The 26,502-nt window shown below is 60.3% G+C and carries 13 protein-coding genes; 6 read left to right on the top strand and 7 right to left on the bottom strand.

Annotation, left to right across the window (positions count from 1 at the left end; translation table 11 throughout):
• Positions 1-853 precede the first annotated feature (853 nt).
• Complete coding sequence (locus OKC43_RS02955) at positions 854-3,205, bottom strand: glycoside hydrolase family 9 protein (RefSeq protein ID WP_270803845.1); 2,352 nt, start codon at positions 3,203-3,205, stop codon at positions 854-856.
• 675 nt (positions 3,206-3,880) lie between these two features.
• Here OKC43_RS02955 and OKC43_RS02950 point away from each other — a divergent pair.
• The 3 genes from OKC43_RS02950 (at position 3,881) to OKC43_RS02940 (ending at position 10,007) form a co-directional block, all read left to right on the top strand.
• The gene (locus OKC43_RS02950; RefSeq protein WP_234928257.1) at positions 3,881-6,601 is read left to right on the top strand and encodes a glycoside hydrolase family 3 protein; all 2,721 of its coding nucleotides are present in this window, start codon (positions 3,881-3,883) and stop codon (positions 6,599-6,601) included.
• 93 nt (positions 6,602-6,694) lie between these two features.
• On the top strand, positions 6,695-8,668 hold the full coding sequence (locus tag OKC43_RS02945) for a methyl-accepting chemotaxis protein (RefSeq protein ID WP_190973260.1): 1,974 nt from the start codon (positions 6,695-6,697) through the stop codon (positions 8,666-8,668).
• A gap of 10 nt (positions 8,669-8,678) precedes the next feature.
• On the top strand, positions 8,679-10,007 hold the full coding sequence (locus tag OKC43_RS02940) for an ABC transporter substrate-binding protein (RefSeq protein ID WP_270803844.1): 1,329 nt from the start codon (positions 8,679-8,681) through the stop codon (positions 10,005-10,007).
• Between the two features lie 330 nt (positions 10,008-10,337).
• Here OKC43_RS02940 and OKC43_RS02935 read toward each other — a convergent pair whose 3' ends face one another.
• The 6 genes from OKC43_RS02935 to OKC43_RS02910 form a co-directional block, all read right to left on the bottom strand.
• Positions 10,338-11,360, bottom strand: a complete 1,023-nt coding sequence (locus tag OKC43_RS02935; protein ID WP_042084009.1) for a LacI family DNA-binding transcriptional regulator — start codon at positions 11,358-11,360, stop codon at positions 10,338-10,340.
• A 141-nt stretch (positions 11,361-11,501) separates the two neighbouring features.
• Positions 11,502-12,371: a MalM family protein gene (locus tag OKC43_RS02930; protein ID WP_042084007.1), complete on the bottom strand. Its 870-nt coding sequence runs from the start codon at positions 12,369-12,371 to the stop codon at positions 11,502-11,504.
• Between the two features lie 74 nt (positions 12,372-12,445).
• Complete coding sequence (locus OKC43_RS02925; protein ID WP_064341857.1) at positions 12,446-13,735, bottom strand: carbohydrate porin; 1,290 nt, start codon at positions 13,733-13,735, stop codon at positions 12,446-12,448.
• A gap of 61 nt (positions 13,736-13,796) precedes the next feature.
• Positions 13,797-15,113 carry a putative glycoside hydrolase gene (locus tag OKC43_RS02920; protein WP_201957783.1) on the bottom strand — a complete coding sequence of 439 codons (1,317 nt, stop codon included), beginning with the start codon at positions 15,111-15,113 and terminating at the stop codon, positions 13,797-13,799.
• An 807-nt stretch (positions 15,114-15,920) separates the two neighbouring features.
• Positions 15,921-19,046, bottom strand: coding sequence for a multidrug efflux RND transporter permease subunit (locus OKC43_RS02915; RefSeq protein ID WP_270803843.1), 3,126 nt, complete (start codon positions 19,044-19,046; stop codon positions 15,921-15,923).
• Between the two features lie 15 nt (positions 19,047-19,061).
• A complete protein-coding gene (locus OKC43_RS02910; protein WP_270803842.1) occupies positions 19,062-20,219 on the bottom strand; it encodes an efflux RND transporter periplasmic adaptor subunit in 1,158 nt (385 codons plus the stop codon).
• A 157-nt stretch (positions 20,220-20,376) separates the two neighbouring features.
• Here OKC43_RS02910 and OKC43_RS02905 point away from each other — a divergent pair, with 157 nt between their 5' ends.
• The 3 genes from OKC43_RS02905 (at position 20,377) to OKC43_RS02895 (ending at position 26,495) form a co-directional block, all read left to right on the top strand.
• Positions 20,377-21,105 (top strand): response regulator, encoded by a 729-nt coding sequence (locus OKC43_RS02905; RefSeq protein ID WP_270803840.1) that lies wholly within the window; start codon positions 20,377-20,379, stop codon positions 21,103-21,105.
• Positions 21,102-22,187: an ATP-binding protein gene (locus tag OKC43_RS02900; RefSeq protein ID WP_270803839.1), complete on the top strand. Its 1,086-nt coding sequence runs from the start codon at positions 21,102-21,104 to the stop codon at positions 22,185-22,187. The genes OKC43_RS02905 and OKC43_RS02900 overlap by 4 nt, the downstream gene beginning before the upstream one ends.
• A gap of 432 nt (positions 22,188-22,619) precedes the next feature.
• A complete protein-coding gene (locus OKC43_RS02895; RefSeq protein ID WP_270803838.1) occupies positions 22,620-26,495 on the top strand; it encodes a DEAD/DEAH box helicase in 3,876 nt (1,291 codons plus the stop codon).
• Positions 26,496-26,502: the final 7 nt, after the last annotated feature.

Raw genomic sequence — 26,502 nt, 5'->3', positions numbered from 1 at the left:
GTTTTGTAATTGTGATGCTGATCACTTGCTGGGTTGTGCTTGTGCGCATTTTTGATTATCAATCCTTTGAAAATGAAGTGTTTTTTGTTTATATGGTTATTGGTTGAATCTGGTTGTTGTTGGGTTTTGCCTTTGAAATATCGATTTCATGTCTGTTGGTGTTTTATGCCAACCCAACACCTGCTGGGCAGGCCCCACAAGATGCAGAGCGTACTCTTCCCGCGGTGCATTGATGTTGAAAGCCCCAACAGATACCCGCCTCCATGATGTCCTGTGCTTTACCGCGCTCTGCTGATTGTTACTCCGCCCTGATGGCAGGTCCCGTCATGGCCTAGGGGCCTTTTCTGGAGCATGTTGGGGATTGGGAGACCTTCAGATGTGGGATGGTTGCAAGATTTCATTGCAGAAGCTCGCAGACCTAGGGCAAAGCCCTGCTCCGATGGAGGCGTTGACCTAACCTTGCCGTAAGCCCGAAGGGATGATGACAGTATCGACTTCAGGTTCTGGCACGGGCTCATCTACCGGTATGTAGCACTGTATTGCATCGCAGGAGAGATTGCTCTGAGCGGCTGCCGTATTGCGTCAGCAGGCCTAATGGCACGGTATAACGGTAGAAAATCAGCTGCGCCCAAAGGTGGATGAGAGGCACTCAGAAGGCATAACTTTGTCGTAAAGGCTGTGTGGTGGATAAGGGAGGGACGCAAGAGTTTGCGGGGCCACTTATCTATTCGTCCTGTGGCGTTTGCATTGATGGGAAATTGGGAAAAAGATAGACACAGGCCCGATATCTGCATAAGGACAAGGTCGGGAGGGGAAAATGCTCCGCCATGGTGACGGAGCATCGGGAGCGCACTTAACGGGTTAATCCGCCTTCATCCAGCACGCTGACGGCCCAGAAGAAGGGGGCATTCCAGTTGACAGTGACTTCGTTCAGGGTCCATGCGCCAATCTCGTCTTTCCAGCAGGTTTGGCCGGTGCACTTCCCTTTCATGGTAGAGGCAACTGGATCACTGAAATTAATGGAGTTGGGGCCTCCAGACATCACTCCAGGGGGAACCAGGGGAGACACGGGATCGACTGGATGTGCCCAGAACCTGTGGTGCGGATTTTTCAGAGGGCGACTGCCGTAGCCGGAGACATAGGACTGGTCGAGGGGGTTGCGGCCCAGCACATAGTCCATGGCATCGGACATGGCCTGCAGGTATTTGCGCTCCCCCGTGAAGTCATGGGCCAACCCGAGGAAGATGCTGCGGTTCATCAGGTTGGAGTTGGAGCCCCAGGGGTATTCGGTAGCCTGATAGGGGATAAGGTAACCCTCTGTCGCCACGCTCTTTTGGTAGCCGTCAGCTGCGGCGATGATAGCGGCGCGCGCCTTCTCCACTTCCTGTTTGCCCAGTTTGTTAGGCGCCATGGCCAGCGTGATGGTCCCTGCGCTGCTGAGATCCTGCCAGTAGAGATCACCGCTTGCGCTGCGATCCCCCTTGGGGGCGGCCAGATAGAGAGGGGACTGCTGGACGGCCTGCTTGTACTCGGCTTTGCCGGTGGTGGCAAATAGCTCGGCGGCAGCCCAGTAGAATTCGTCCTTCAGGTTGGTGTCATCATAGGGACCGGATCCCACAAAGTTGTCATAGGCATAGATGTCCGGATGGCGGTTGGCCGCCTTCCAGGCTCGTTCGGCTGCCTGCAGGCTGCGCTGTGCGAAGGCCGGATCCAGATCTTTCCATACGCGAGCAGACTGGGCGGCGGTGGCAGCCAGGTTCAGGGTCGCAGCCGTGCTGGGGTGGCTCAGGAAACGGGGCTGTGGATCCTTGTGGGGCGGAAGCGGCATCCCGGTCCAGGCTTCATCGGCGACCTTGTGGAAGACCATGCCTGAGGCATCGATCTCGGTCAGTTTCAGGCTGTCGAGCTGCTTGGATTGATCTCCTACCGGTACCCAGGCCTTCTTGCCTTCGGGTACCTGCATGGCGAGGAAGAACTCCATCATCCAGCGGGATTCGTCCAGCAGATCGTTGTGGCCGTTGTGCTGCTCCGGGATTTTAGCCTTGCCGTCGGCAAAGGCGCTCTTGTCACCCTCTTTCGCCAGTTGCTCTCGCTCATAGAGGTTCATCAAGGTCCATACCGAAATGCCGCCGTTGACCACGTACTTGCCCTGATCGCCAGCGTCGTACCAGCCGCCGGTCACATCCAGCGTGAAGTCACAACCTGGCCACTGGTTGCCCTTGGCATCCTGTTTGTTGAAGCAGGTCACTTTCTCGGGCTGGTGTCCTGCCGGGCGAGCGAGATCGGGGCGCTGGACATATTTGGCCTCGATGTCGATGCCGCTACGCTGCTGATAGAAGAAGGAGAGGGCATCGAATTTCATGGTGTGATAGATGTCATCGCCGATGCTGAACGGATGACTTTTCTGGCCGGCGACCTCCAGTACCAGGCCGGTGCCCGGGGTGGTGACCTGACTGAAGTCGGCAATCTGTACATTCTCGCCGGATGCGGCATTCAGGCCAAAGGGCGTGGTCTTGCCTTCCGCGATGGTCTCACCCTGGGCATTGCGCAGGGTCCAGGGGAGCGCGTCCTTGCTGTCGGTGGCGATGGTCGCCCGTTTCAGAGCCTTGCTCAGATAGCCGACCTGGTTGACGCGCACGCCGCCCAGCTCCGATTTCTTGATCAAGGAGGGGCCCGATAGCGTGGCTTCACCGATACAGACAGTGGTCGGTGTCTGGGTGCCCATCTGAAGTTGGAACTGGGTCTTCTCGTCAGTGGCAGAAGGTGTGAACTGGATATCGAACGGTTTGGGCGTGCTGCCGAGGGCGAGGTCCTGCACCATGTAGTTGGTGTAGGGGGCGCCATCATGCTGGATCAGGGCCTTGACGTTGATGTCGCTCTTGGCCATGGCAGTGAAATGGAGTTTGTAGGTTTGCCCCTGCACCAGGCCGAGATTGGACTGACCCAGGATGACATCCCAGGGATTGGAGCCCGACTCGGTGAAGGTGATACAGCCCATCTGGTTCTCGGCGTTCAGGGTCCCCCCGGCCGTCCACCATCCATCGGTTCCCTGGAAGCCCCCATTGGTCAGCAATTCACCCACAGGCCCGGCAGATGCCGAGGAGGTAGCTGAACCAGATGCTCCTGCGCTGGGCAGGGAGCAGCCATGCAAGCCAATGACGCAAGACATGGCAAGCGTCAGGGCACTAAGCTGAGATGTTTTCATTGTTACCCCTTTGATCACAGACGGAAATAATGGCGTCGATTTTCACACTCACGCAGAAAATGACCGAGTCATCCTGCGGCCCGCATTTCACTGTCAAGATTCACACACAATTCTTGAATGGAAATCGATTTCACGATTCAGGTAACAGTAAATTTTTTGGCAGATCAAGTTTGCTTTTATGAAATGTGATGGAGACGGCAAATTTTCGTTTATTGATATATTCATGCACTTGAATTGAATTCTATTGAATCCTTTCAACATTCCTCTGACTCCCCAGCCGTTTGGCCATATCGGTGTCGTTCCAGACAGCTCATGCGGCAAGTCAATGTGATTGATCGCATTTAAATTATTGTTTTAATTTTATTTTGTTGAACTTTCTGACGTGAGTCTACCCGTTCTCTCTGTTCCTTCCTGGGTATTCTGCTGATGAGGCACGCCCCCGAGTTTGTGAGTTGCATCACTATTTTCTCTTTCAGCGTGATCTTTGTCATGGCATGACAAAGATACTGCTGGAATGACGAAGAGATTTCTGTTTACCATTTAATATTCTTGCAATCGATTTCAAGTTTAGTTTTTTTCAAGACGACTCGCCATGAACGATGAGTCCAGGCGATGAACGAGAACATCCGGAGAGTCATAAGGAAAATGCGTAAAACTACAGGTCTCACCAGGTCTATGACCTGCCTATTCGTGGGGTGCGGCATCTGGAGTGCCGGGATGGCGGATGAGTTGTCGACCATGCCCTATTTTTCCACCTGGCCGCAGATCCACAGCGCCATTGCCAGGGACGAGGGGATGGAGCGCCAGATCCAGGCTCTGCTCTCCCGGATGACCCTGGAGGAGAAGGTTGGCCAGATGATCCAGCCCGACTTTCGTGAAGTGACACCTGAGGAGGTGACGCGCTACAAGATTGGCTCCGTCCTCAACGGGGGGGGGGGCTGGCCCGGCAACAACAAACACGCGTCGGCCCAGGACTGGGCACACCAGGCAGACACCTATTGGCAGGCGGCGGAAGCGGGCTTTGAGGGCAGGGGGTATCGCATCCCCTTCATGTGGGCGACCGATGCGGTGCACGGCCACAACAACGTCTTCGCGGCGACCCTGTTCCCGCACAATATCGGCCTGGGGGCGGCGCGGGATCCGGATCTCATCTACCGTATCGGCCAGGTGACGGCGCGGGAAGTGGCCGCCACCGGGCTGGATTGGACCTTCGCCCCGACGGTGGCGGTGCCGAGGGATGATCGCTGGGGCCGGACCTATGAGGGCTATTCCGAAGATCCCGCCATCGTCTATCACTATGCCGGCGAGATGGTGCGTGGCCTGCAAGGTTCCGCGACGGATCTGCGCGGCCAGCGCCATGTCATCTCGAACGTGAAACACTTCGTGGGGGACGGCGGTACCCTGAACGGGGTCGACCGGGGTCAGAACTTCTATTCGGAAGAGGACCTGCGCAACCTGCACGCGGTGGGCTACTTCTCGGGGCTGGATGCCGGTGCCCAGGTGGTCATGGCTTCGTTCAACAGCTGGCACAACGAGCTCAACCGCGACGTGCTGCCAGAAGACGGGGTTGAGTACAATGGCAAGCTGCACGGCAGCCGCTATCTGCTGACCGACGTGCTCAAGGGCAAGATGGGCTTTGATGGCCTTGTCGTCTCTGATTGGAACGGTCACAGCGAGATCGCCGGTTGTACCATGGGGAGCTGCCTGCCTGCGGTGCTGGCCGGGGTCGACATCTTCATGGTCACGGCGCGCAAGGACTGGATGGAGTTTCGCCAGAGCCTGCTCGATGGTGTGGCGAGCCGGCAGATCCCGATAAGCCGGATCGACGATGCCGTGACGCGTATCCTGCGGGTCAAGATGCGGGCCGGGCTGTGGGAGAAACCCATGCCGTCGGCCCGTGAGCTGGCGGGCAAGCAGGGTGAACTTGGTGCCGTGACGCACAAGGCGCTGGCCCGGGAGGCGGTACGCAAGTCGCTGGTGCTGCTCAAGAACGAGGGCAGGATCCTGCCCCTGAGCCGGCAGAGCCGGGTGCTGGTGGTTGGGAGCGCCGCCAACGATCTGGGCAAGCAGGTGGGGGGCTGGAGCCTGACCTGGCAAGGCAGCGAGAACGGGCGCGGTGATTTCCCCGGTGCCCAGAGCGTGCTGGATGCGGTGACCGCCACCGTCGGTGCGGATCATGTGCAGGTGAGCACGGGATCCGGTGAGCTTACGGGAGCCAAGCCCGATGTCGCCATCCTGGTCATGGGGGAGGACCCCTATGCCGAGTGGTTCGGCGACATTCCTGACAACAAGACCCTTGCCTATGGGGATCTCAAGAGCAGCTATCACGAGGATCTGTTGACCCTGAAGCGGCTGAAGGCGGCCGGCATCCCCGTGGTGACCGTGCTTTTCTCCGGACGTCCGCTCTACGTCAATGAGGAGCTCAATCTCTCTTCCGCCTTTGTCGCCGCCTGGCTGCCGGGCACCGAGGGGGAGGGGATCACCGATCTGCTGTTCAGGGATGCCAAGGGCAAGGTGGCCCATGACTTCCAGGGACGCCTCTCCTTCTCGTGGCCCTTTAGTAAGTGCGCCACCACCATCAATCGCACGCCCACCCATATCCCGGGCTGGCAGCGCCCAGCCTTCGAGCAGGATCCTGCGGGTGAGTACGCACCGCTCTTCCCCTATGGCTACGGGCTCAGCTACGGCAAGCCTTCCCCTGTGGCGGCCCGGGTCAGCAACCTCAATACCCTGACCCTGGATAAACGTACCTTCGGCTGCAACGAGAGCGACCCCGCCAAACTGAGCGCCGCTGACAAGGTGCTCGAGCTGTTCGGGCCAAAGGCGGGTGAAGAACACCGTCTGCGCATGGGGGACGCCAGCAACTGGACGGGGACTGAAGTCTCCGGCAACAGCGTGACCGAGATGACCTTCATCAAGGTTCAGCCCATCGACTACCTGCGCCAGCAGGATGCGCGAGCGGTCACCTTCCTCGGGGCGGACAAGCCGGGTATCGACTCCGGGGCCACGATCCAGTTGCAGACCACCCAGGTCAAGGGGGCGGATCGTCGCACCTACCTGAAGGGCGAGAGCGAGCTGCAGGTGACGCTGCGGGTGCAGCAGGCGCCAGCGGGGGACATGACGCTGGGACTGCAGTGTGGCTGGCCCTGCGGCAAGTCCATCGAGATTGCTCCGGCCTTGCGCCAGTTGCCCCCGCAGAAGTGGGTGACCCTGAGTCTGCCCCTGCGCTGCCTCGAAGAGGGCATGGACTTCGCGAAGGTCAATACCCCCTTCATCCTGGGCACCAGTGGACAGGCACGCATCGACATGGCGACCGTACGCTGGGTACCGGCTTCTCTGCTGGGGGCCTCAGGGGAAGTGGTCAGGCTCGATTGCCAGGGCAGGTTGAGTCGATAAGCCGTCAGCCAGATGCACCAGGATGCCTGTCGGGCTCCTGGTGCCTTGATAACCGGCTCCGCCCCGATGCGGAGGGAGAGGTGGGAGAGAAGGATGTCGATCGTACAGCGGATCAGATTGGGCTTTACGCTGCTGCTGGTCCTATTGCTATTGCTCGGGGCCATCAGTTACCTGAAGACGACCTCCATTCACGGTCGTTTCCAGCAGGTGACCGAGGAGGCGACGCCTCAGGCCCTGACCGCCAGCCGGCTGCGCGCCGCATTGCTGATGGCTGACAGGGACAGCCTGGCGCATCTCGCCATCCGGGAGACGTCGGCGTTCCCCGAGTCCCGTCAGCGTGTTGCCCATGACAAGGTCCGCTATGAGCAGCACATCAAGGCATTCGCGGCCCTGACACTCGATACCGAGAGTGAGCGGCAACTCGCCCGGGTCACCGACCAGGCCCCCCGGCTGTTTACCATCTCTGAGCAGTTGATGAGCCTGCACGAAGAGTCGGTCGAGCTGGAGAGGGTGCTCGCACGGATGCGGAGCGAGCTGCTGCACCTGGACGACAACTACCGTTCGGCGGCAGACTTGCTGGTGCGTTACACGGCGGGGCGGCGCTCTTTGCAGAACAAGGCGGAGCTCATCACCAGCGGTATTGCACGGGATCTCAAGCTGATCCTGCGTGCCGACGGCAACACGGATCTGGTGGCGCTACAGGGGGTGCTGGCCAAAGACATCGACATTGCGAACCAGCGTCTGGAGCGGATTGTTGTCCCCGATGACGTCAAGGCCAGGTTCACCCGCCATGTGGCGCGCATTCCCCAGCTGGTATTTGGCGACAAGGGGCTGATTGCCACCCTGGTGCGCCGTCAGCAAATCAGCCTGCAACTCCATGGCTTGCGTGAACAGCAGGAGGCGCAGAGCCAGCAACTGGGGGAGGTCCTGGACAGGCTTATCGCCATCAGCAACCAGAGCATGCAGGAGGACAGGCTGAGTGCCGACGTCGCGGTTGACAGCGCCCGCACCTGGATCGTGATGGTGGCCCTGTGTTCCGTGCTCATCGCCCTCATAGTTGCCTGGAGTACGGCCCGCAGCATCCAGGTGCCGCTGGTGCGGATCAATCGGGTTCTCGGTCTGATGGCACAAGGGGACATGACGCTGCGGGTTCGCTACCCCGCCAGGAACGAGCTTGGTGAGGTCGCGAACTCCATCGACCAGCTGGCCCACCACACCAAGACGCTTCTGATGGAGGTCCAGACCGGCTCTGAGTACCTGGTGAGCGAGACGCGCAAGACCGCGGAGATCGGCGAGCAGGTGATGTCGCAGGTGCAGGCGCAGAAGGCCCAGACCGATCAGGTGGCGGCCGCCATCTTCGAGCTGGAGACCAGTGCGACCGAAGTAGCGCGCTCGAGCGATCATGTTCGTCGGGAGGTGGGGGAGGCCAATGACGAGAGCCGGCGCGGACGTCATCTGATGCAGGCCAATCGGGATGGCATCGAACAACTGGCGACCGACATCGCCGGGGCCATGGCGATCACCCGCAAGCTCGAAGGCTACAGCAGCAACATTGGCAACATTCTCGAGGTGATCCGTGGCATGGCTGAACAGACCAACCTGCTGGCCCTCAATGCGGCCATCGAAGCGGCCCGTGCCGGGGAGGCCGGGCGGGGCTTTGCCGTGGTGGCCGAGGAGGTGCGGGCGCTGGCTACCCGTTCACAAGGGGCGACCCAGGAGATCCAGGTGATGATCGACAACCTGCAGGGATGCGCCCGCGATGTGGCGAGCGTGATGGCCCAGAGCCATGAGCAGACCCAGCAGAGTGTGCAGCAGACCCGGGATGTCGAGAGTGCCCTGGCGGGGATCGCCTCGCGCATGGAGGCCATCAAGGAGATTGCGGATCACATGGCTTATGCCGCAGCGGAGCAGATTTCGGTGAGTCAGGGAGTGGCCCAGCACGTGGCGGCCATCGCAGACGTGGCTCACGAGACCGAGCAGGCGTCCCGGGTGTCGGCGAGCAGTGGTGAGGTGTTGTCGGGGCTGGCCAGCCAGCAGCAGAGTCTGGTGGCCCGTTTCAAGGTGTAGGAGAGAGGCGATGTGGAAATCTGTGAGTGCCCTGCTGGTCTGGGGGTTGAGTACGGCGGCGGTATCCCAGGAGCTGGTGCTGGAAACCTGGCGCGTGGATGACGAGGTGCTCTGGAAGGAGCATTTTCTGCCCCGTTTTCAGGCGCTCCATCCCGAGATCACCCTTAAGCTGCAACCGCAGCGTTCGGCCGATTACGATCAGGTACTTGCCGAGCGGCTGGTGGCGGGAAAGGCGGGGGATCTCATCACTTGCCGTCCCTACGATCAGTCCCTGCGACTGTTCCAGCAGGGGTATTTGCTGGATCTGACGGACTTGCCCGGGATGGAGAACTTTCCGAGCTTTGCCAAGGCCGCTTGGCAGACCGACTCCGGGGCCCAGACCTTCTGCCTGCCCATCGCCTCCGTGATCCAGGGGTTCTACTTCAATGTCGACATCTTTAAAACCCTGGGGCTGAGGACACCCCGAACCCGTGCTGACTTCTTCGCCGTGCTGGAGAAGGTTAAGCAGGATGGCCGCTATCTGCCGCTTGCGCTGGCGGCCCACGACAGTTGGGTGGTCTCCGAGCTTGGCTACCAGAATATCGGCCCCAACTACTGGCATGGGGAAGATGGACGCCTAGCGTTGATCAACGGCCAGGCGCGAGTGACCGATGCCCCTTATATGGCGACGTTTCGTGAGCTGGCGAGCTGGCGGCCTTACATAGGGGACCATCCGGCCGATACAACCGAGGCTCAGGCGGTGGATGCCTTTGCCTCCGGTAAGGCCGCCATGATAGTGGCGGGCTCCTGGTCCTTGGCCCAGTTTACCGGCAAGGTCAATTTTGGTGCCTTCCCGCCCCCCGTCGCGCAGGAAGGTGACACCTGCTACTTCACCGATCACACTGACATGGGGATCGGCATCAATGCAGCCAGCCCCAACAAGGAGGCTGCCCTGAAACTGGTGGAGTGGATGGCGAGTGCGGACTTTGCCGAGAGCTTCTCCAACTCGGTACCGGGTTTCTTTTCCCTTTCCAATCACTTCTTCGAGCTCAAGGATCCGGTGGCTAGCACCATGATGGGCTGGCGTGATACCTGTGACTCTACCCTGCGTCTGGGGGCTCAGTTTCTCACTAGGGGGGAGCCATCGTTCACCACCGAACTCGCAGAGGTATCGCAATCCGTGGTGCTTGGCACCATGACGCCGGAAGCGGCCGCCGCGCGCATCCAGCAGGGGTTGGCAAGCTGGTATCTCCCCCAGAAGACGGCAAAAAGAGCCCGTCTCTGTGAGGCGGACGAGCATCTTCCCACGCTGGCAACCAGCACAGCTATCGGGACGGAGTCTCCCTTCGCTGCGCCTTGACGGTGGACACGCCCACAGGGCAATCCCCCGCAGCGATCAGCAGACTCTTCAAGGCGCCTTCAGGCGCCTTTTTCCATCAGGGCCGGTTTGTAGGCAGATGTCATCGGGTTGTCATTGCCAGGCTCTGGCTGGTTTTATGGAGCCAGCCGGATTGAGGGGCCGGTAGAAGAGGTGCGCCGGGTTGTGTGTGGAGTCTGTGCTACGTCAGAGAGACAAGGTGGAAGATGCGACAAGGACAAGTCGCTCGCTGGACAGGCGGCTGACAAAAGAAAAACGGCCCGAAGGCCGCTTTGAGCGGATGCTGCGCAGGGAACAACCCCCAGTCGACATTCATCCTTTGTACGGCAGAGTAGTATCACGCACCACAATGCTCAATTCGGGCAGTTCGTCCGAGTTTGGCTCCGTACCCTCGATCAAACCCAACAGAGTCTTGACCATTTTGACCCCCATCTCGTAGATGGGCTGGCGTACCGTGGTCAATGGCGGGTTGGAATAGGTAGAGAATGGCAGGTCATCAAAACCAATGAGTGAAACATCCTCTGGTACCCTTAAGCCGCACTGCTTGAGCCCCAAAATAGCCCCGTAGCAGGTCTGATCGTTGGCGCAGAATATGGCTGAGAATTTCCGGCCACTCTGCACCAGTTTCTTCACTGCATTCAGGCCACCAGCCTCGGCGAAATCCCCTTGGATGACCAAGGATGGATCATATTCGATTCCCGCGCTGACTAAGGCCTGACGATAACCATGATGACGTTCGATGGCATCGTTTTGATCCGGTAAGCCGACAATGTGGGCGATGTCATGATGACCCAGATCCAATAAATAGCGAGTTGCCATGTAGCCACCCAGCCGATTATTGATGCTGAAGGAATGTACCCGCTCGGTCATGATATTGTGGCCAGTGGCAACAATGGGTATTTGCTGTGAAAACTCGAGCAGCGTTTGTTGATTTACGTGGCCGGTCAAAATAATAAGACCATCGACCCGACGAGCTACCAGCAGGCGCAACCGTTCGACTTCTTCTTCCGCATTCCAGTGACCGCTGACAATCAGCGGCACATACTCCATGCCCTGAAGGGTATGTTCAACACCACGCAACATTTCGTTGGAAAATGGACTCTCTACATGTTGAGTCAATACCCCAAGGGTCATGGATTGACCCGTTTTCAGATATTGTGCCATAAGGTTGGGACGAAAATTCAATTCTTGAATTGCATCTTCAACCGCTTGGCGTTTATCTGCGGCCACTTTGGCCGAGCCGTTTAATATCCGGGATACAGTGCTTGCCGAGACACCGGCTCGTCTGGCGATATCATAGACAGTAGCTTTTTTCTCCTGAGCTGACTTCGACATCCGCCCTCCGTACTCGACTGTGAAAACCCTTGGCTATAACCAATATTACAAGAATATATTCTCAATAAATCAGAGGCTTAGGATAACCCTTTCCCTTGGTGGTGACAAGCAATGATGCTTCGCCTCAGATTGAGGGGCCCACTACTGCTGGGCGGCAAAAAAAACCTCTCTTGCTTTGGTAAAACCGGCCTGTTCGGCGGCCTTGACCCAGGCGAGAGCCTGCTCGTAGTTTTTGCTCACAACCGCAGTGCGAATATGTTGATAATAATCCAGTTCACCTAGCGCTTTATCTGCGGTGATCATCACGGGCGATATGGTTTTTGCGTTCGGTGTCGCATTTACAGCAGCCTCTGCGTCCAGTGCCAAATATAATCGTCCGGTGGCCGAATGGGGCACATCCACATTGATGAGACGGGCGACATCCGTGGAGCGATCATATTGCATTGCGCGCTGGAGATCGTCGGGATTGAGCCTGGTGCTGCCTTGCATATCCAGCGTAGTAGAATAGATCACCATATAGGCAGCTCGGACGCTGCCGATGGGGGCCGGAATGGTAAATTCTCCCTGGATGTTCTGTCCTGAAATTAATGAACGGCCGTTATAACTGAAAGAGGAGCTGGGAATGGTTTGAACGGGGTGGTGATTCTCGTCCAGTAACAGGATGCTGGGCAGAAAAATGGTATAGTCGATTGGGATGGTTACTTTGACGCGGGCAGCTTGGGGGAAAGCGGGCAATGAGAATGCCATCACATAGCTTTTGCCCGAATCGAATGCGTAAACTGGGCTGTCAGTACCCACATTTACCCAACGGCTTTCTTGCCCGAAGGGCTGGAAGCGAAGATCCTTGAATGCCGCGATCGCCATTTTGCCCGACAATTGTTCTCGGTCATGTTGAAGCTGCTGCTGCAAGTCGGAGGTGGCCGATCTTGGCGGATGCTCCGGGCTTTTACTGACGCACCCGGCCATCAACAGACTGACCAGGAAAGGCAGACACTGTTTCGTTCCCTTCATCGTGTTTCCTCGTATGCAATGCGGGTCCCCCAAGGGACCCGAGATTATAGTGAAAATAAGTATCGCGACCTAACCTACCACCACATGTCCGCCTGCACACCGACCAGGAAATCTTCCCGGTCTTCCTGCCAGGGGGTCTCGTTGTTGTGATCGACATAGGTCGTCAGAATGCGGATCTCCGGTGAGGGCCCCATGCCGGTATTGACGGTGAAGGTCGGCACTATGCTGACCTTGTGAGAGGTGCCACCCCGTTCGACGTTATCGATGATCAGGTTGTTTTTCACATATCCGACTTCCGTCTGGATGGAAAAGAACTCATTGATCGGGAATACCGGGCGCAGAGATGCGGCATACCAGGAGTCATGGCCACCCAGCTCGTAGTCGTTGTACTGGTAGGATAGGGTCGGCAGCAGATGAATATTGGCGCCATACCAGCCACCCCAGAGGAAGAGGCGATAGGATTGATCGCCTTCCATCACCTTGGACTGGTAGGGTTTATAGCCATCCGCCTTGTCCTGCAGTGTCTTCTGATACAGGGAGCCCTTGCGATACATGGCGGTATTGGTCAGGTTGGCCCCCAGCAAGTCGCCTGAACCCAGTCCACGTCCTGCCTGGGCGATGAACTTGGAGAAGCCGCCCGGCATGAAGAAGAAGTCGTCGCGGGAATAAATGACGGTTCCTTCTGCCCCCTTGGTCGCATATTGCTTGTTGTCGCCGGTGAATTCGTTGCTGGGCATCTGCTTGAGTGCGATCTCCATGTCCCAGGCACCGTAGAGGGCGCTGGTGTGGAGGGTGTGCATGGTGGCTTCAGTGCCATTGGCGCGGTCGGAGTGGCTGGTGTCGTTGCTGTTGATATAGGCAAAGTCCCACTTGCCACCCGCCATCTCCATGGCTTTGATGCCGACGCCGGTCCCCGAGTAGTCCGTGTAGAAATAGTCGGTTGTCCAGATGTAGTTCTCGCGGTCGTAATAGCGCAGACCACCCCACATGGTCCCGGTCGGGGTGATGCCACCCAGCTCCACATAGGTTTCTGACACACCGCTTTCGCGAGGAGCTGCACGGGTTTGCAGGCCATCGGCATCGGACTCCACCTTGAAGTGGATGTTGACCGACTTGTTGTTGCCCAGATCCCACAACTTGTTCAGACCCGCTTCCCAGCTGTTGTCCAGCTCGGAGCCCAGGCGCCCCATGGTCTTGTCCATCTCATATTCGTACCCCGCCTTGGCGAAGTTGTCCTTGGCGTCAAACATTGAGCCAGCACGAATATAACCGTGGAAGCCAAAACTCTCGGCGGCATTCGATACGGCGGGCACTGCTAGCCCGTAACATGCCCCGAAAAACAAGGCGAGTGACTTCAATTTCATCTTATTGCTCCAATCCGTAGAAAATTATTCTCAATCGATTTCTCGAAGATTCAATGCCTTATCACTTGATCTGCTGGCAGGGCTGATTGCTGTCAAAGTCTGCCGGGATGGCTGTTTTCAGGGCTACGTTGGTGAAGGCGAAGCGCAGACCGGCCATGGAGTCCCAGGCCCCGCTCAGGTAGAGCGCCTTTTGTACTGAGCCTGTGTTGGTCGCCGGAATGAGAGATGCAACCGGCAGGATGCAGCGGTACCAGGTGTCGTCATCGGGCACGATGTTGCTGTCCATGGTAAAGAAGGTGCCAAAGTCTGGGCCTGCGGTACCGTCCATGCGGATCTGGATGTTGGGGGAGTCACCGTAGCTGGAGACTTTCAGGTCGAGCAGCATGACGCCGTCCTGATAGGCGGAGAGATCCCCATTGGCGCTGTCGGTTCCGAGGAAGGCGGCGCCATTGCCTGGCAGGTCCATGGTGATGACCTGGTTTTCATCGGTCAGGGTGCCGCCGAAGCTGGCTGCCGGGTAATCAGCGCTGCGGTCTTGGGCCTGGCTCTTGTCACCGGAGTAGTAGAGTGCGGCATCGGTGGCCACCAGCGCGGGGGCATTGTTGACGCCGGAGCCTGTGTCTGGATTGGTGTCAGGATCGGTTCCAGGGTCGGTAGCGCCGCCAGGCGCTTCACAGGTGACCGGGTCGACAACGGGCTTGGCCGAGGTGGCGAGCAGGTACTTGATGTTGGTGATTTCGTAGTTGAAGACTTCCTTGGTGGCCAGGTGGAACGGTGTGCCCACAGTGGCGAGGTTGACGGCCTTGGCACCGGGGAAGGGCTTCATGCAGTTGATGGGCAGAGTGAGCGTTTCCCAGTTGCCGGAACCGGTCAGGGCGCTTGCAATGGGCAGGCTGCTGCGGTTGGGATACTCGTTGTCGATGGAGGCATTGAGCACTTCCGGCACCTTGCTCTTGGTTCGCAGCTGGAACTCGATGAAACCGGAGGCGTATTTGCTCAGGTTCAGAGGGGTGGCGGATTTGAGCATAAAGGTGCCATCTCCGTCACCGGCTACCTGCACATCGGCGGTGTCATCGGTACCAGCATTGTTGATGAGCACCGCACTGATGCTGGTCATGGCGACAGGAGTAGACGTGACTGGCTGCAGGTTCCAGTTATCCTTCTCCGACTGAATATTGGGGGTGACTTTTGCGTTCGCTCCAACACCAAACAGCAACAATACGCCATCTTCACCGCCTGGAGGTGTTTCACCAGGAAGCGTTTCACCCGGATGGGTTTCACTGCCGTTGCTAGAAGAAATGTTCTCTTCACCGCCACATCCGCCGAGCAAGGCTGCGGCGATCAATGTTGCTAAAAGTCCTTTTTTTGTTGCATTCATACTGACCACTCCAATCAATGGGAAAATGTCCATCACGATGAATTGTCGAGACTCAAACTGCCATCATGCAATCGATGTCAAAGCAAATCATACTGAGCTCATTTTCTTGAAATCGATTTCCAAAGCAATGCTTATCCCCTGTGATGATCAAAGTTTGTGTTTCAAATCACAGAAAATGTGTCCTTATGACCAGCGGAGGGGATGCGAAAAAAAGAGTCACCTTTAAACGAAAATAGTTCATTTCATTGTTTTTTATAGTTTATTTTGTTTTTATCTTGAGGCTGAATATCAGAGGGAAAATATTGGAGTAGATCAGCAATGTGTCTGAGGTGATTGCGATGTGTCGATTTCTGAGTAACATTTAGATTGATTTCGATTTCATGGCGTGCTGAATGAGAGCTAGGCTGTCATCAACCTTGCGGGGGCCTCTCCAGCGGTTCAAGCATCAGGAGTGTCTAGCCTTGACTGGTGATGGCAGACAACATGCAGTCGATGATGCAGGGAGTCGGCCGTCAGAGCGACGCTGAGGCCGGGTTCCTGCTGGGTCAGCACCGACTCGGGATGGTGCAATTCCCTTGTGCCAGATAGCAGATCGCAATCTTGGAGAAGACCAAGGATGAACCGGCGACGGAGGGCTGGTTACAAACCCCGGAGAGGTAACCCGCGATAGGGTCGCCCCGCAGCACCGGCCATGAACCACGGGCCCGGCACCATGGCGCGCTCATCATCTTCGAAGGAACGCAGAATGGTGCTAGGCATGCACTGCATGATCATCGCCTCCCCAGGGCCAGCAAACCTGCGCATCGGTCAGCATGATCGGTGCTGTGCTCGCTTCGCCCGCCAGGCCTGAATGCGCGCCTGGGTGCCGATGACGAAGACGAAGAAGACCGGTACGAAGAAGATGGCCAGCAGGGTGCCGCTGATCATGCCGCCAAACACGCCGGTGCCGATGGCGTGCTGGGTCTCCGCGCTGGCGCCACTGGCGAGCATCAAGGGCACCACCCCGAGGGTGAAGGCCAGCGACGTCATCAGAATGGGGCGCAGGCGCAGGCGGGCAGCAGTAACAGCCGCATCAAGCAGCGAGCGCCCTTCGCCGTGCAACTGGCGCGCAAACTCCACGATGAGGATGGCGTTCTTGGCCGACAGACCGATGATGGTGATCATGCCCACCTTGAAGAAGACGTCGTTGGGCATGCCGCGCAGCATCACGGCCGCGACGGCACCGAGCAGGCCCAGCGGCACCACCAGCATCACCGAGAGCGGGATCGACCAGCTTTCATAGAGTGCCGCCAGCACCAGGAAGACCACCAGCGCCGACAGCAGCATCAGCAGGGGGGCCTGCTCGGCCGACTGGCGCTCTTGCAACGACTGTCCCGTCCAGGCCAATGCGAAGCCTGGTGGCAATTGCGCCACCAGACGCTCCATCTCCGCCATCGCCGCTCCGCTGGAGATGCCGGGCGCTGCCCCCCCGGCAATACGCACGGCAGGGAAGCCATCGAAGCGCATCATCTGTTGCGGCGATTCGCGCCATTCCGGTGTCACCACCTCCCGCAAGGGGACCATGCCGCCGCTGGCATTGCGTACCCGCAGGCCGAGCACGTCATCGAGCTGCATGCGCGCCGACGCGTCGGCCTGCAGAATGACCTGCTGCATGTGCCCGCCGTTGGGGAAGTCGTTGACGTAGAGCGACCCCATTGCGGCCGACAGGGTACTGCTTACGCTGGCGAACGAGAGTCCCATGGCTTCGGCCTTCTGTCGGTTGATCTCGAGGTGAATGCTCTCGCCGGGAGGCAGATTGTCGGGATACACATCACTGACTACCTGGCTTTTGGCGGCCAGTTCCAGCAGTTGGGCCTGAGCGGCCAGCAGCGCGGCATCTCCCCGGTTGGCCCTGTCTTGCAGGAACAGGGTGAAGCCGGAGGCGGTGCCCAGCTCGTCGATGGCGGGTGGCAGCAGGCTCATTACCGTGCCTTCAGGAATGTTTGCCATGGCTGCTTGTGCCAGATCTGCCTCTTCGGCTGCCGTGGCGCCATGACGCTGATCCCAATCTTTGAGCATGGTGAAGGCCATGGCCGCATTGGGGCCTGCGCCGGAGAAGCTGAAGCCCTGCACCACCAGGTTGGTGTCCAGCGCCTCGCGAGAGGCGACGTGAGCCTCGAAGGCCTTGACCACCTCAAGGGTGCGCTCGCTGGTGGCGCCGGTTGGCAGCTGGATGGAGGTCATGAAGTAACCCTGATCCTCGTCCGGCAGGAAAGAGGAGGGCAGCTGGGCGGCGGTGATGGCCAGCACGGCGCAGAGGGCGGCAAAGGTTGCCATCATCCGTCCGCTGCGCCCGACCAGCCGGGTTACCCGCGCACCGTAGCCTACCGTGAACCGCTCGAACCCCCGGTTGAAGGCACCGAAGAAGCCGCGCTTCTCATGATGATCCGGACTGACCGGACGCAGCAGGGTGGCGCAGAGCGCAGGCGTCAGGGTCAGGGCGAGGAAGGCCGAAATCAGGATCGACACCGCCATCGACAGTGTGAACTGCTGGTAGATGACCCCCACTGAGCCGCTGCCAAACGCCATGGGAAGGAACACCGCCGTGAGCACCAGGGTGATGCCGATCACCGCCCCGGTGATCTCCTTCATGGCCTGCGACGTCGCCTCCCGGGGCGACAGCCCCCGGGTGGCCATCAGGCGCTCGACGTTCTCCACCACCACGATGGCGTCGTCGACTATGATGCCGATGGCCAGCACCATGCCGAACATGGTGAGGGAGTTGATCGAAAAACCGGCCAGCAGCATCACCGCGAAGGTGCCAAGCAGAGCGATGGGGGCGACGATGGCCGGGATCAGGGTGTAGCGCAGGTTCTGCAGGAAGAGAAACATCACCAGAAACACCAGCACCATGGCTTCCAGCAGAGTGTGGATCACCTTTTCGATGGAGACCTTGACGAAAGGGGCCGAGTCAAACGGGATCGAATAGGCCATGCCCGCCGGCAGGGTGGGGGCGAGCTGGGCGAGACGGGTGCGCACCGCATCTGCGGTACGCACGGCGTTGGCGCCGGGGGAGAGCTGGATGGCGGCGCTGGTGGCGGCCACGCCGTTCTCCCGGTTGGAAAAGGCGTAGGATTGCGCCCCCAGCTCGACCCGGGCGACATCACCCAGCACCAGCTTGGCGCCATCGCCACCGGCTCGCAGCACGATGGCGGCGAATGCCTCGGGGGTTGTCAGCTGCCCTTGAACCGTGAGGGGAACCGTCAGGTGCTGCCCCGGCAGGGCGGGTTCATCACCGAGGCGTCCCGGTGCAATCTGGATGTTCTGCTGCTCGATGGCCTGTGCCACCTCGCTGATGGTCAGCCCGTAGGCGGCGAGTTTGGCCGGATCTACCCAGATGCGCATGGCCTGCTCGGCGCCGAACAGCTGCACTCGTCCCACCCCGTCGATGCGGCGCAGCTCCTGCACAATATTGCGTGCCATGTAGTCGTTGAGGGCAACCTCATCGAAGCGGCTATCCGGTGAGGTCATGCCGACCATCATCAGAAAGCCGGATGAGGCGGACTCCACCTGCAGGCCGGTTTGCCGCACCGCTTGTGGCAAGCGAGGTTCGACCGCCTTGATGCGGTTTTGCACGTCCATCTGGGCCAGCTCCGGATCGGTGCCCGGCTTGAAGGTGGCAGTGATCTGCGCGCTGCCCGAGGCGTCCACAGAGGACTCGAAGTAGAGCAGGTTCTTCACTCCCGACAGCTCGCGCTCGATAAGGCTCACCACCGCATCGTTCAGGGTCTGCGGCGTGGCGCCCGGATAGGTGGCATAGAGGGTCACCGACACCGGCGCCACCGAGGGATAGCGGGAGATGGGGAGCTTGGGTATGGCGATGACCCCTGCCAGCACGATGAACAGGGCGATCACCCAGGCAAACACCGGGCGATGGATAAAAAACTGCGGCATGGATAACTCTCCGATTCAGCGAATGCCACCGTCAGCCGGTTGGCTGAAAGCGGGTGGTTGCCAGGGGGAAGCTGTGACCTGAACCCCCGGGGTCAGACGGTCGATCCCTTCGATCACCACCTGTTGCCCGGCACTGAGCCCGGACGCGATGCGGTACTGGCTATTCACCAGTTCAGCGGTGTTGACCGGAACCAGCTGTGCCTGCCCCTGGCCATCCACCACCCACACGCTGGTCTGACCCGATGTGCGAACTACTGCCTGCTGGGGCACAGTCAGGGCGTTGGCATAGCGGGCACGGGGGATGCGCGCCTGCACATAGAGGCCGGGCAACAGGCGCCGTTCAGGGTTATCCACCAGCACCCGCAGCAGCACGTCGCCGGTTCCGGCATCGACCTCTATGCCGGAGAAGAGGATGCGCCCCTGCATTCCCAGCGGTGTGCCATTGCTACCGAGGATCTCTACCGCCAGTTCCGGTGCCGTTGAGCCAGCCTGCTGGCGCAGGGATTCCAGCACCGAGGCCGGTTGACGCACATCGACGTAGACCTGATCAATCTGCTGGATCCGGGCCATGGGAGTGGTATCGGTTGGCGACACCAGGGCCCCTTCACTCACCAGCGCCTGATCGATACGTCCGGCGATGGGGGCCTCCACGCTGGCAAATTGCAGGTTCAGTTGGTGCCGGGCCAGGGTCGCCCTGGCCTGGGCTACATCGGCGGCCGCCTGATCCCGTTGGGAGACCGCGTCGTCATAGGTCTGGCGGCTGATGGCGTCGGTGCGCAGCAGTGGCTTCAGGCGGTCAATCTGGATGCGGGCGCGGGCCAGCACCGCCTCGGCCCTTTGCAATGCGGCGGCGGCGCTGTCGACATCGGCCTTGAAGGGGGCCGGGTTTATCTGGAACAGCACTGTGCCTGCGCTGATCTCGGCGCCCTGCTCGAACAGGCGGCGCTGCACGATGCCGCTGATCTGGGCGCGAATGTCGGCGCTGCGCAGTGCCGCCACCCGGGCGGGCAGATCCTCGTTGATGACCAGCTCCCGACCAGTCAGAGTCAGCACCGACACCTGAGGCAGGGCGGGTGCCTCCTGCTCTTGCGGCGCGGCGTCGCAACCCGCCAACCCGAATGCGGTAATGACGGCGAGCAGGGCGCCCGCATACCGCTGTTTGACAAACATCATCCACTCACCTCGTTAAACCGTCTCTCCGGTGTGATGTGACCGGAGAGTGCATCGAGCGGCCATTATGGCGAGGGGCTATTGCGAATGATTCGAGGCTTTGTGGAGAATCCATGGAGGCGATGATAAAGTTCAGCGCCACCTTTTTTCGAGTCCGACTATGTCCCATCTCAATGCTTCCGCCAGCCCGGCGGGCCAGTCACTGGTACTGATTGCAGAGGATGAAGCCGAGATCGCCGACATCCTCGCCGCTTACCTGCAACGTCATGGCTTGCGCTCCCTGCACGCCGCCGATGGCCGTGAAGCGCTGGCCATGCATCAGGCATTCAAACCCGATCTCCTGCTGCTGGATGTGCAGATGCCGCTACTGGATGGCTGGCAGGTGCTCAGCGAGATCCGGGCGCGTGGCGATACGCCGGTGATCATGCTGACCGCCCTCGATCAGGATCTCGACAAGCTGATGGGGCTGCGCATGGGGGCGGATGACTATGTGGTCAAACCCTTCAATCCGGCCGAAGTGGTGGCGCGAGTGCAGGCCGTGCTCAGGCGCACCCGGGCCGTAACGCCTGCCACGGCGAATGTGCTGCGGGTCGGTCAGTTTCAGATCGATCTGGAGAGCCACGAGGCCAGCATTTTCTGCGATGACCAGCAGCAGGTGCTGGAGCTGACCCTGACCGAGTTCAAGTTGCTCGCCTCTTTGATGCGGGCGCCGAAACGGGTGTTCAGTCGCGCCGAACTGCTGACTCACTGCTTGCCGGAGGGGGATACCCAGGAGCGTACGGTGGATAGCCACATCAGCAAGTTGCGCAAAAAACTGGAGACACACGGCATTCAGGGGGTCCCCGCCAGTGTCTGGGGCGTTGGCTATCGCTTCGGGGGCGATGCATGAAATCGGCGCCCGGCCTTCGCAGGCAGATCATCCGCTCTCTGGGCTTGATGACGCTTGGTATCATCTCCCTTGCGGTGATCGGCACCTATGTGTTTTATGGCATCGCCGTGGCGTTTGTGCCGGGCAGCATCTCCGAGACCTGGGTGCCCTCCAGAGTCGAGATGTTATGGATCGGCTCCACCATTCTCATTGCATTGGGGATGGCGCTGTACGTGGCGGTTCGCCTCTCTCGCCGCATCCTGACTCCCCTCAACTCGGTGGCAACCAGCCTGCGCGAGGTGGCCGAGGGCAAACTCGATGCCCGTGTGCCGGAGGATGAGCAGGCGATCGGGGAGACGGCGCAACTGGTGCGTGACTTCAACGCCATGGCCGAGCGGTTGCAGAGCATGACCCGCGAGCGGGAGTTCTGGAATGCCGCAATTGCCCACGAGTTGCGCACTCCCGTCACCATTTTGCGTGGCCGCTTGCAGGGGCTGGCCGAAGGGGTATTTCCTCCCAGCAGCGAACTCTTCGAGGGGTTGCTGCGTCAGGTGGAGGGGCTCAATCACCTGATCGAGGATTTGCGGGTATTGAGCCTCAACGACAGCGGCCATCTGGAGTTGCAGCGGACCGAGGTCAGGCTGGCCGACGAGCTTGCCGTGGTGCTTGAGGCGTTTGCCAGCCCTCTGGCGGCGAGCGGATTTGTGTTGCAGCGGGAGCTCGATAGCGAACTTCATGTTTGCTGCGATCTGTTTCGTATCCGTCAGGCCCTGATGGCGCTGTTGGAAAATGCCCAGAAGCACGCGCTGCCGGGCCTGCTGACCGTGCGGTTGCATCGCTCGGAGAGTGTGTGCGTCCTGAGTGTGGAAGATGAGGGGCCTGGCATCAGCGAGGAGGTGGCCGTCTGTATCTTCGATGCGTTTCGTCGGGGAGATCCATCACGCTCGCGCAAGAGCGGCGGCAGCGGACTCGGACTCGCCGTGGTCAAGGCGATTGCCGAGGCGCACGGCGGCAGCGCGGTTTGCCAAGCTACCGGGCAGGGAGGGAGCCGATTCGTGCTCTCCTGGCCCATCTCGGCCATGTCCGGTGGCCCTGAAATCTAGCCTGCGGGCGGCAGGTTCTGATGAAGCTATACAGCTGACAGCTGCCCGCACAGGGGCGTTCGACAAGCGACCGTTATAGGGTTTTCACCGCTTGTACCGGGTGAGCAGGAGGAGTGGGGACATGGCTCATTTGGCGCGAAATCGTGGTTTTTTGCCGCTAAAAATTGAAACCGTTTTCAGAAATCCTTTTCAACTGTGATCCGCTTCAAAGCTTTTTCGGGCGCCAACCTCTAGCATTGGCTCCACGAATTAGGGGCTAGCGCTCCCGATTTTCCCGCTGTGGGAGGTAACCGGATGATCCGGCTATTTCCTTCGTTACTTTCGACGGTCATCATGGATGGCCGTTTTTTTTTGAGTTATTTCACGGTAAAGGGTCGAGCCGCTGGCGCTTTACCGTTAAAATTCCGCTTTTGCACTTGCCCGTGAGTCTTGATGTCTGCGTCCACCCTCTCTTCGGATAGTTATGCCCTGCTCGCCACCCTGCAATTGCAGCGCGTTGCCAGTACCCGTTTGCTGCAAGAACAACTGGCGATAGGCCATGCTCTGATCGATAAACTGACCCGACTGCAGGATGCGGGGCTGGTCAGATTGCGCGGGGAGCAGCAGTGGAGCCTGACCGCCGAAGGGACGCTGGCGCTGATCCTGGGAGTGCGTGCCGGTCTCTGCCCGGCGCCGGACTGGAGCCGGGTGCCCTCATTGACCGGGCAGGATCTTACCCATGCGGTGGTGCGCGAGCTCTGCCGCGGCAAAGCGGGGGAGATCCCCACCTATTTCTCGGCCAGCGATCTGCTGACCCTGCTTGATACCCCGGACGCTCACCAGTTGCTGGCGGGCTCCAGCCCCGCCTGGCAGCAAATGTTGCTGGAGCACTTCTCGCTGCAACTCTTGCTCGATGCCCCCTATGAAGAGCGCTGGCCGCTGGCCAATGCGCTGGTGCGCTGCGCCCCCGAGGTGCAGGCCCGGGCCAAAGCGTTCGAGGCGGAGTGGCGCTGGCTCTGCGGGGATGGCGAGAGCACATCGCTAACCGGCGAGGACAAGGATGCCGCCCCCGGCTGGCCAGCCCTGCAGGCGATAGCCCAACAGAGCCAGAGCGGCCCGCTTGGCGAGCGACTGCTCACCGCGCTGGGCCAGTGGCAGGCAACCGATGAGGGTGAAGCGGGCCAGTGGCCCCGTTCATTCAGCGCCCTGCTCTGGCTTGGCTGGTTGCAGCAGGCCGATCCCGTCATCGCCAGCGAGCAGCGCAAGAAGTGGCAGCGCAGCCTCGGCGGGCAGTTTCCGCTGCTGGCCGACCTGCTTAGCCAGTGGGCCGGGGAGCGGCACGGTCAGGCGGTCGGGCTGTTCGATACCCTGCAACTGCCGGTAGAGGAGCTGCACTGGGGCTATCTCTGGCTCGATCTCTGCGCGCTGGCCCGTCACGGCGCCCAGAGCCCGCAGGTGGCCATGCTGCACAAGTGGGATCTCTCCCACCTGCTCGATGCCGAACCCCATCACCGGTTGATGGCGTTTTGTCAGGATCTGCTGCGCATCTTGTTGGGCGAGGCGGCCAAAGGGGCGCCCTTGTGCCAACTGCGCGGTAGTGAGGAGAGTACGCAAGAGGGCAGTGACGAGCAGGATGATGACGGGGACGAGGATAAAACCGCGGCCTCTGCCAGCTGGCTCAACTGGTTGCAGGGGCTGGGACGCTCCAGTGGCGTGCGCAAGCCGCAGGAGCGGCTGGTGTGGCTGCTCCATGCCGACGGCCCCGAGCTGGAGTGCAAGATCCAGAAGCTGAGCACCAAGGGGGAGTGGACCGCCGGTCGCCGGGTCGATCCGGCCCTGCTCTCTACCCAGTATGCCGCCATGCTCGATGAGCACGACTGGGCACTGGTTCGCACCCTGCCACGGGTGATGGGACGGCTGCCGCGGGATGTCTGGGCGCCGCTGGCCGATCACCCCCGTTTGTTCAACGCCAAGGGGCAAAAGCTGCAACTGGCCATCAGCGCCCCCCTGCTGCAGGTGGTGGCCACCGAACAGGGGATGAGCGCGCAGCTCTGCCCCGATGCGGCCGCCCGCGGGGCCCATATCATGCCGCTAGCGCAGGATCTGTGGCAGCTGATCCTCACCCCGCAGCCGCTGCTCGACCGCTTGCCTGCGCTCGAATCCATCCCGCTGTTGCCCGCCGAGGGGCTGGCCGAGCTGCAACGCACCCTGGACGCTATTCCCGAGCTGCCTTGGCACAGTCAGGTTGCGGGGCTTAGCGGCAACGCCGAACTGGCTCCCTGGCCGGGCATTCCTTCGGTGCAACTGGATTGGCAGGATGGTCAGCTGTCGGTCAAGCTGGTGACCCGCTTTGAGGATCTGCCGCCCCAGCCCCTTGGCAAGGGGGAGTCGATCGTACGGCAGGGGATCAAGGCGTACCACTACTGGCAGCGCGACCTCGCGGCCGAGAAGCTGCAGGCCCAGCTGCTGCGCAATCAATTGCCCATCGGCCTGCCCGGCAGCGAGTGGCTGCTGCAGGGGGAACAGGCGCTGGCGCTGGTCAATGCCCTGCCCGAGCTGGTGGACGCCGGTGTGGTCATTCACTGGCATCAGGACAGCGCTCGCCTCAAGAGCCTTGATGAAGCGGCTCTGAGCCTGCGCATCGAGCGGCGGCAGGACTGGTTCCAGGTCGAAGGGGCACTGGCCCTTGATGAGCACCAGATCCTCGATCTGCGCCTTATTCTGCGCCAGATGACCCCGGGCCAGCGTACCGTTCAGCTCGACGAGAAGACCAGCCTGATGCTGAGCGACAAGCTGGTGGAGCGGCTCACCATGCTGGGGGCCATGCTCGATGAAGAGCAGCGCATCAACAACAAGCTGGCCTATCCCCTGACCCGTCTGCTCTCGGTCATTACCACCGAAGGGGATGCGGCGTGGCAATCCCTGCAGCAGGAGTGGCAGCAGGAGGTCGATTGCCCGGACGAGTTGCTTACCTCCCTGCGAGACTATCAGAAAGAGGGGGTGCGCTGGATGGCGACCCTGGCCCATCACGGTTTTGGTGCCTGTCTGGCCGATGACATGGGTCTGGGCAAGACGCTGCAGGCGCTTATCGTGCTGCGGATGCGCCAGCACCTTGGCCCTGCGCTGGTAGTAGTACCCAAGTCAGTGGTCACCAACTGGCAGGAGGAGGTGACCCGTTTCGCCCCCGAGCTTGATGTGGTGGTGTTCGAGAACCCGGCCGAGCGGGAGGGGATGATTCGCGAGGCCAAGGCCGGTCAGGTGATCCTCATCAACTACGGCATGCTCGGCAGCCTGGCGGAGGCGCTCAAGTCCCGCCGCTGGTCTTCCATGGTGCTTGATGAGGCCCAGCAGATCAAAAACGCCGGCACCCAGCGCGCCAAGCTGCTGTTCCAGCTCGACGGCGATTTTCGCCTCGCCCTCTCCGGCACCCCCATCGAAAACCATCTGGGGGAGCTGTGGAGTCTCTTCACTTTTATCAACCCGGGGCTGCTCGGCAGCCTTGGCGAGTTCAAGCGTCGCTTTGGCAAAGCGGTCAAGGATCCCCAGCACATGGCGCTGCTGCGGGCGGTGATCAGCCCCTTCATCCTGCGCCGTCTCAAGCAGCAGGTGCTGACCGAGCTGCCGGACAAGACCGAGATCATCCACCACATCAGCCTCTCCCCCGAAGAGCGCCAGCTCTACGAGGCGACCCGGCGGGAAGTGGTGCAGCAGGTGCAAAGTGCCGATGGCCGTGCCCTGATGCATGTGCTGAGCGGCCTGACCCGGCTGCGCCGGCTCTGCTGTTCGCCGGAGCTGGTGATGCCCGAGTGGTCGCAGACAAGCAGCAAGCTGGATGAGGCGATGGCCCTGCTGGAAGAGGCTATTGACGGTGGTCATCGGGTGCTGGTGTTCAGCCAGTTTGTCGATCTGCTGAGCCTGCTGCGGGCCCGCATCGAGCAAAAATCCTGGGACTACTGCTATCTGGATGGGGGCTGCTCTGCCAAGTCCCGTCAGGACTCCATCCTGCGTTTTCGTCATGAGGAAGTGCCGCTGTTCCTCATCAGCCTCAAGGCGGGGGGGACCGGCCTCAACCTCACCCAGGCCGATACCGTGCTGCACCTCGATCCCTGGTGGAACCCGGCGGTGGAAGATCAGGCGAGCGATCGGGCTCACCGGATGGGCCAGACCCAGCCGGTGACCGTCTATCGACTGGTATGCGAGCAGACGGTGGAGGAGAAGATCGTCGCCCTGCACGACGAGAAGCGGGCGCTGGCCGATGGGTTGCTGAGCGGCCAGTCCGAGGTGCGCGGGCTGGATGTGGAGAGCCTGCGGGCCCTGCTGATGGGTTGATTGGCGA

Source organism: Aeromonas sp. Y289-2, from assembly GCF_027705925.1.
Lineage (GTDB): Bacteria > Pseudomonadota > Gammaproteobacteria > Enterobacterales > Aeromonadaceae > Aeromonas > Aeromonas veronii.
The sequence above is the reverse complement of the archived record's forward strand: the minus strand, read 5'-3'. Positions and strand labels throughout refer to the sequence as shown.

Excerpts from the sequence above, each read along its gene's own strand:
- OKC43_RS02955 (WP_270803845.1), bottom strand. The coding sequence starts at position 3,205 with ATGAAAACATCTCAGCTTAGTGCCCTGACGCTTGCCATGTCTTGCGTC.
- OKC43_RS02950 (WP_234928257.1), top strand. The coding sequence starts at position 3,881 with ATGACCTGCCTATTCGTGGGGTGCGGCATCTGGAGTGCCGGGATGGCG.
- OKC43_RS02945 (WP_190973260.1), top strand. The coding sequence starts at position 6,695 with ATGTCGATCGTACAGCGGATCAGATTGGGCTTTACGCTGCTGCTGGTC.
- OKC43_RS02940 (WP_270803844.1), top strand. The coding sequence starts at position 8,679 with ATGTGGAAATCTGTGAGTGCCCTGCTGGTCTGGGGGTTGAGTACGGCG.
- OKC43_RS02935 (WP_042084009.1), bottom strand. The coding sequence starts at position 11,360 with ATGTCGAAGTCAGCTCAGGAGAAAAAAGCTACTGTCTATGATATCGCC.
- OKC43_RS02930 (WP_042084007.1), bottom strand. The coding sequence starts at position 12,371 with ATGAAGGGAACGAAACAGTGTCTGCCTTTCCTGGTCAGTCTGTTGATG.
- OKC43_RS02925 (WP_064341857.1), bottom strand. The coding sequence starts at position 13,735 with ATGAAATTGAAGTCACTCGCCTTGTTTTTCGGGGCATGTTACGGGCTA.
- OKC43_RS02920 (WP_201957783.1), bottom strand. The coding sequence starts at position 15,113 with ATGAATGCAACAAAAAAAGGACTTTTAGCAACATTGATCGCCGCAGCC.
- OKC43_RS02915 (WP_270803843.1), bottom strand. The coding sequence starts at position 19,046 with ATGCCGCAGTTTTTTATCCATCGCCCGGTGTTTGCCTGGGTGATCGCC.
- OKC43_RS02910 (WP_270803842.1), bottom strand. The coding sequence starts at position 20,219 with ATGATGTTTGTCAAACAGCGGTATGCGGGCGCCCTGCTCGCCGTCATT.
- OKC43_RS02905 (WP_270803840.1), top strand. The coding sequence starts at position 20,377 with ATGTCCCATCTCAATGCTTCCGCCAGCCCGGCGGGCCAGTCACTGGTA.
- OKC43_RS02900 (WP_270803839.1), top strand. The coding sequence starts at position 21,102 with ATGAAATCGGCGCCCGGCCTTCGCAGGCAGATCATCCGCTCTCTGGGC.
- OKC43_RS02895 (WP_270803838.1), top strand. The coding sequence starts at position 22,620 with ATGTCTGCGTCCACCCTCTCTTCGGATAGTTATGCCCTGCTCGCCACC.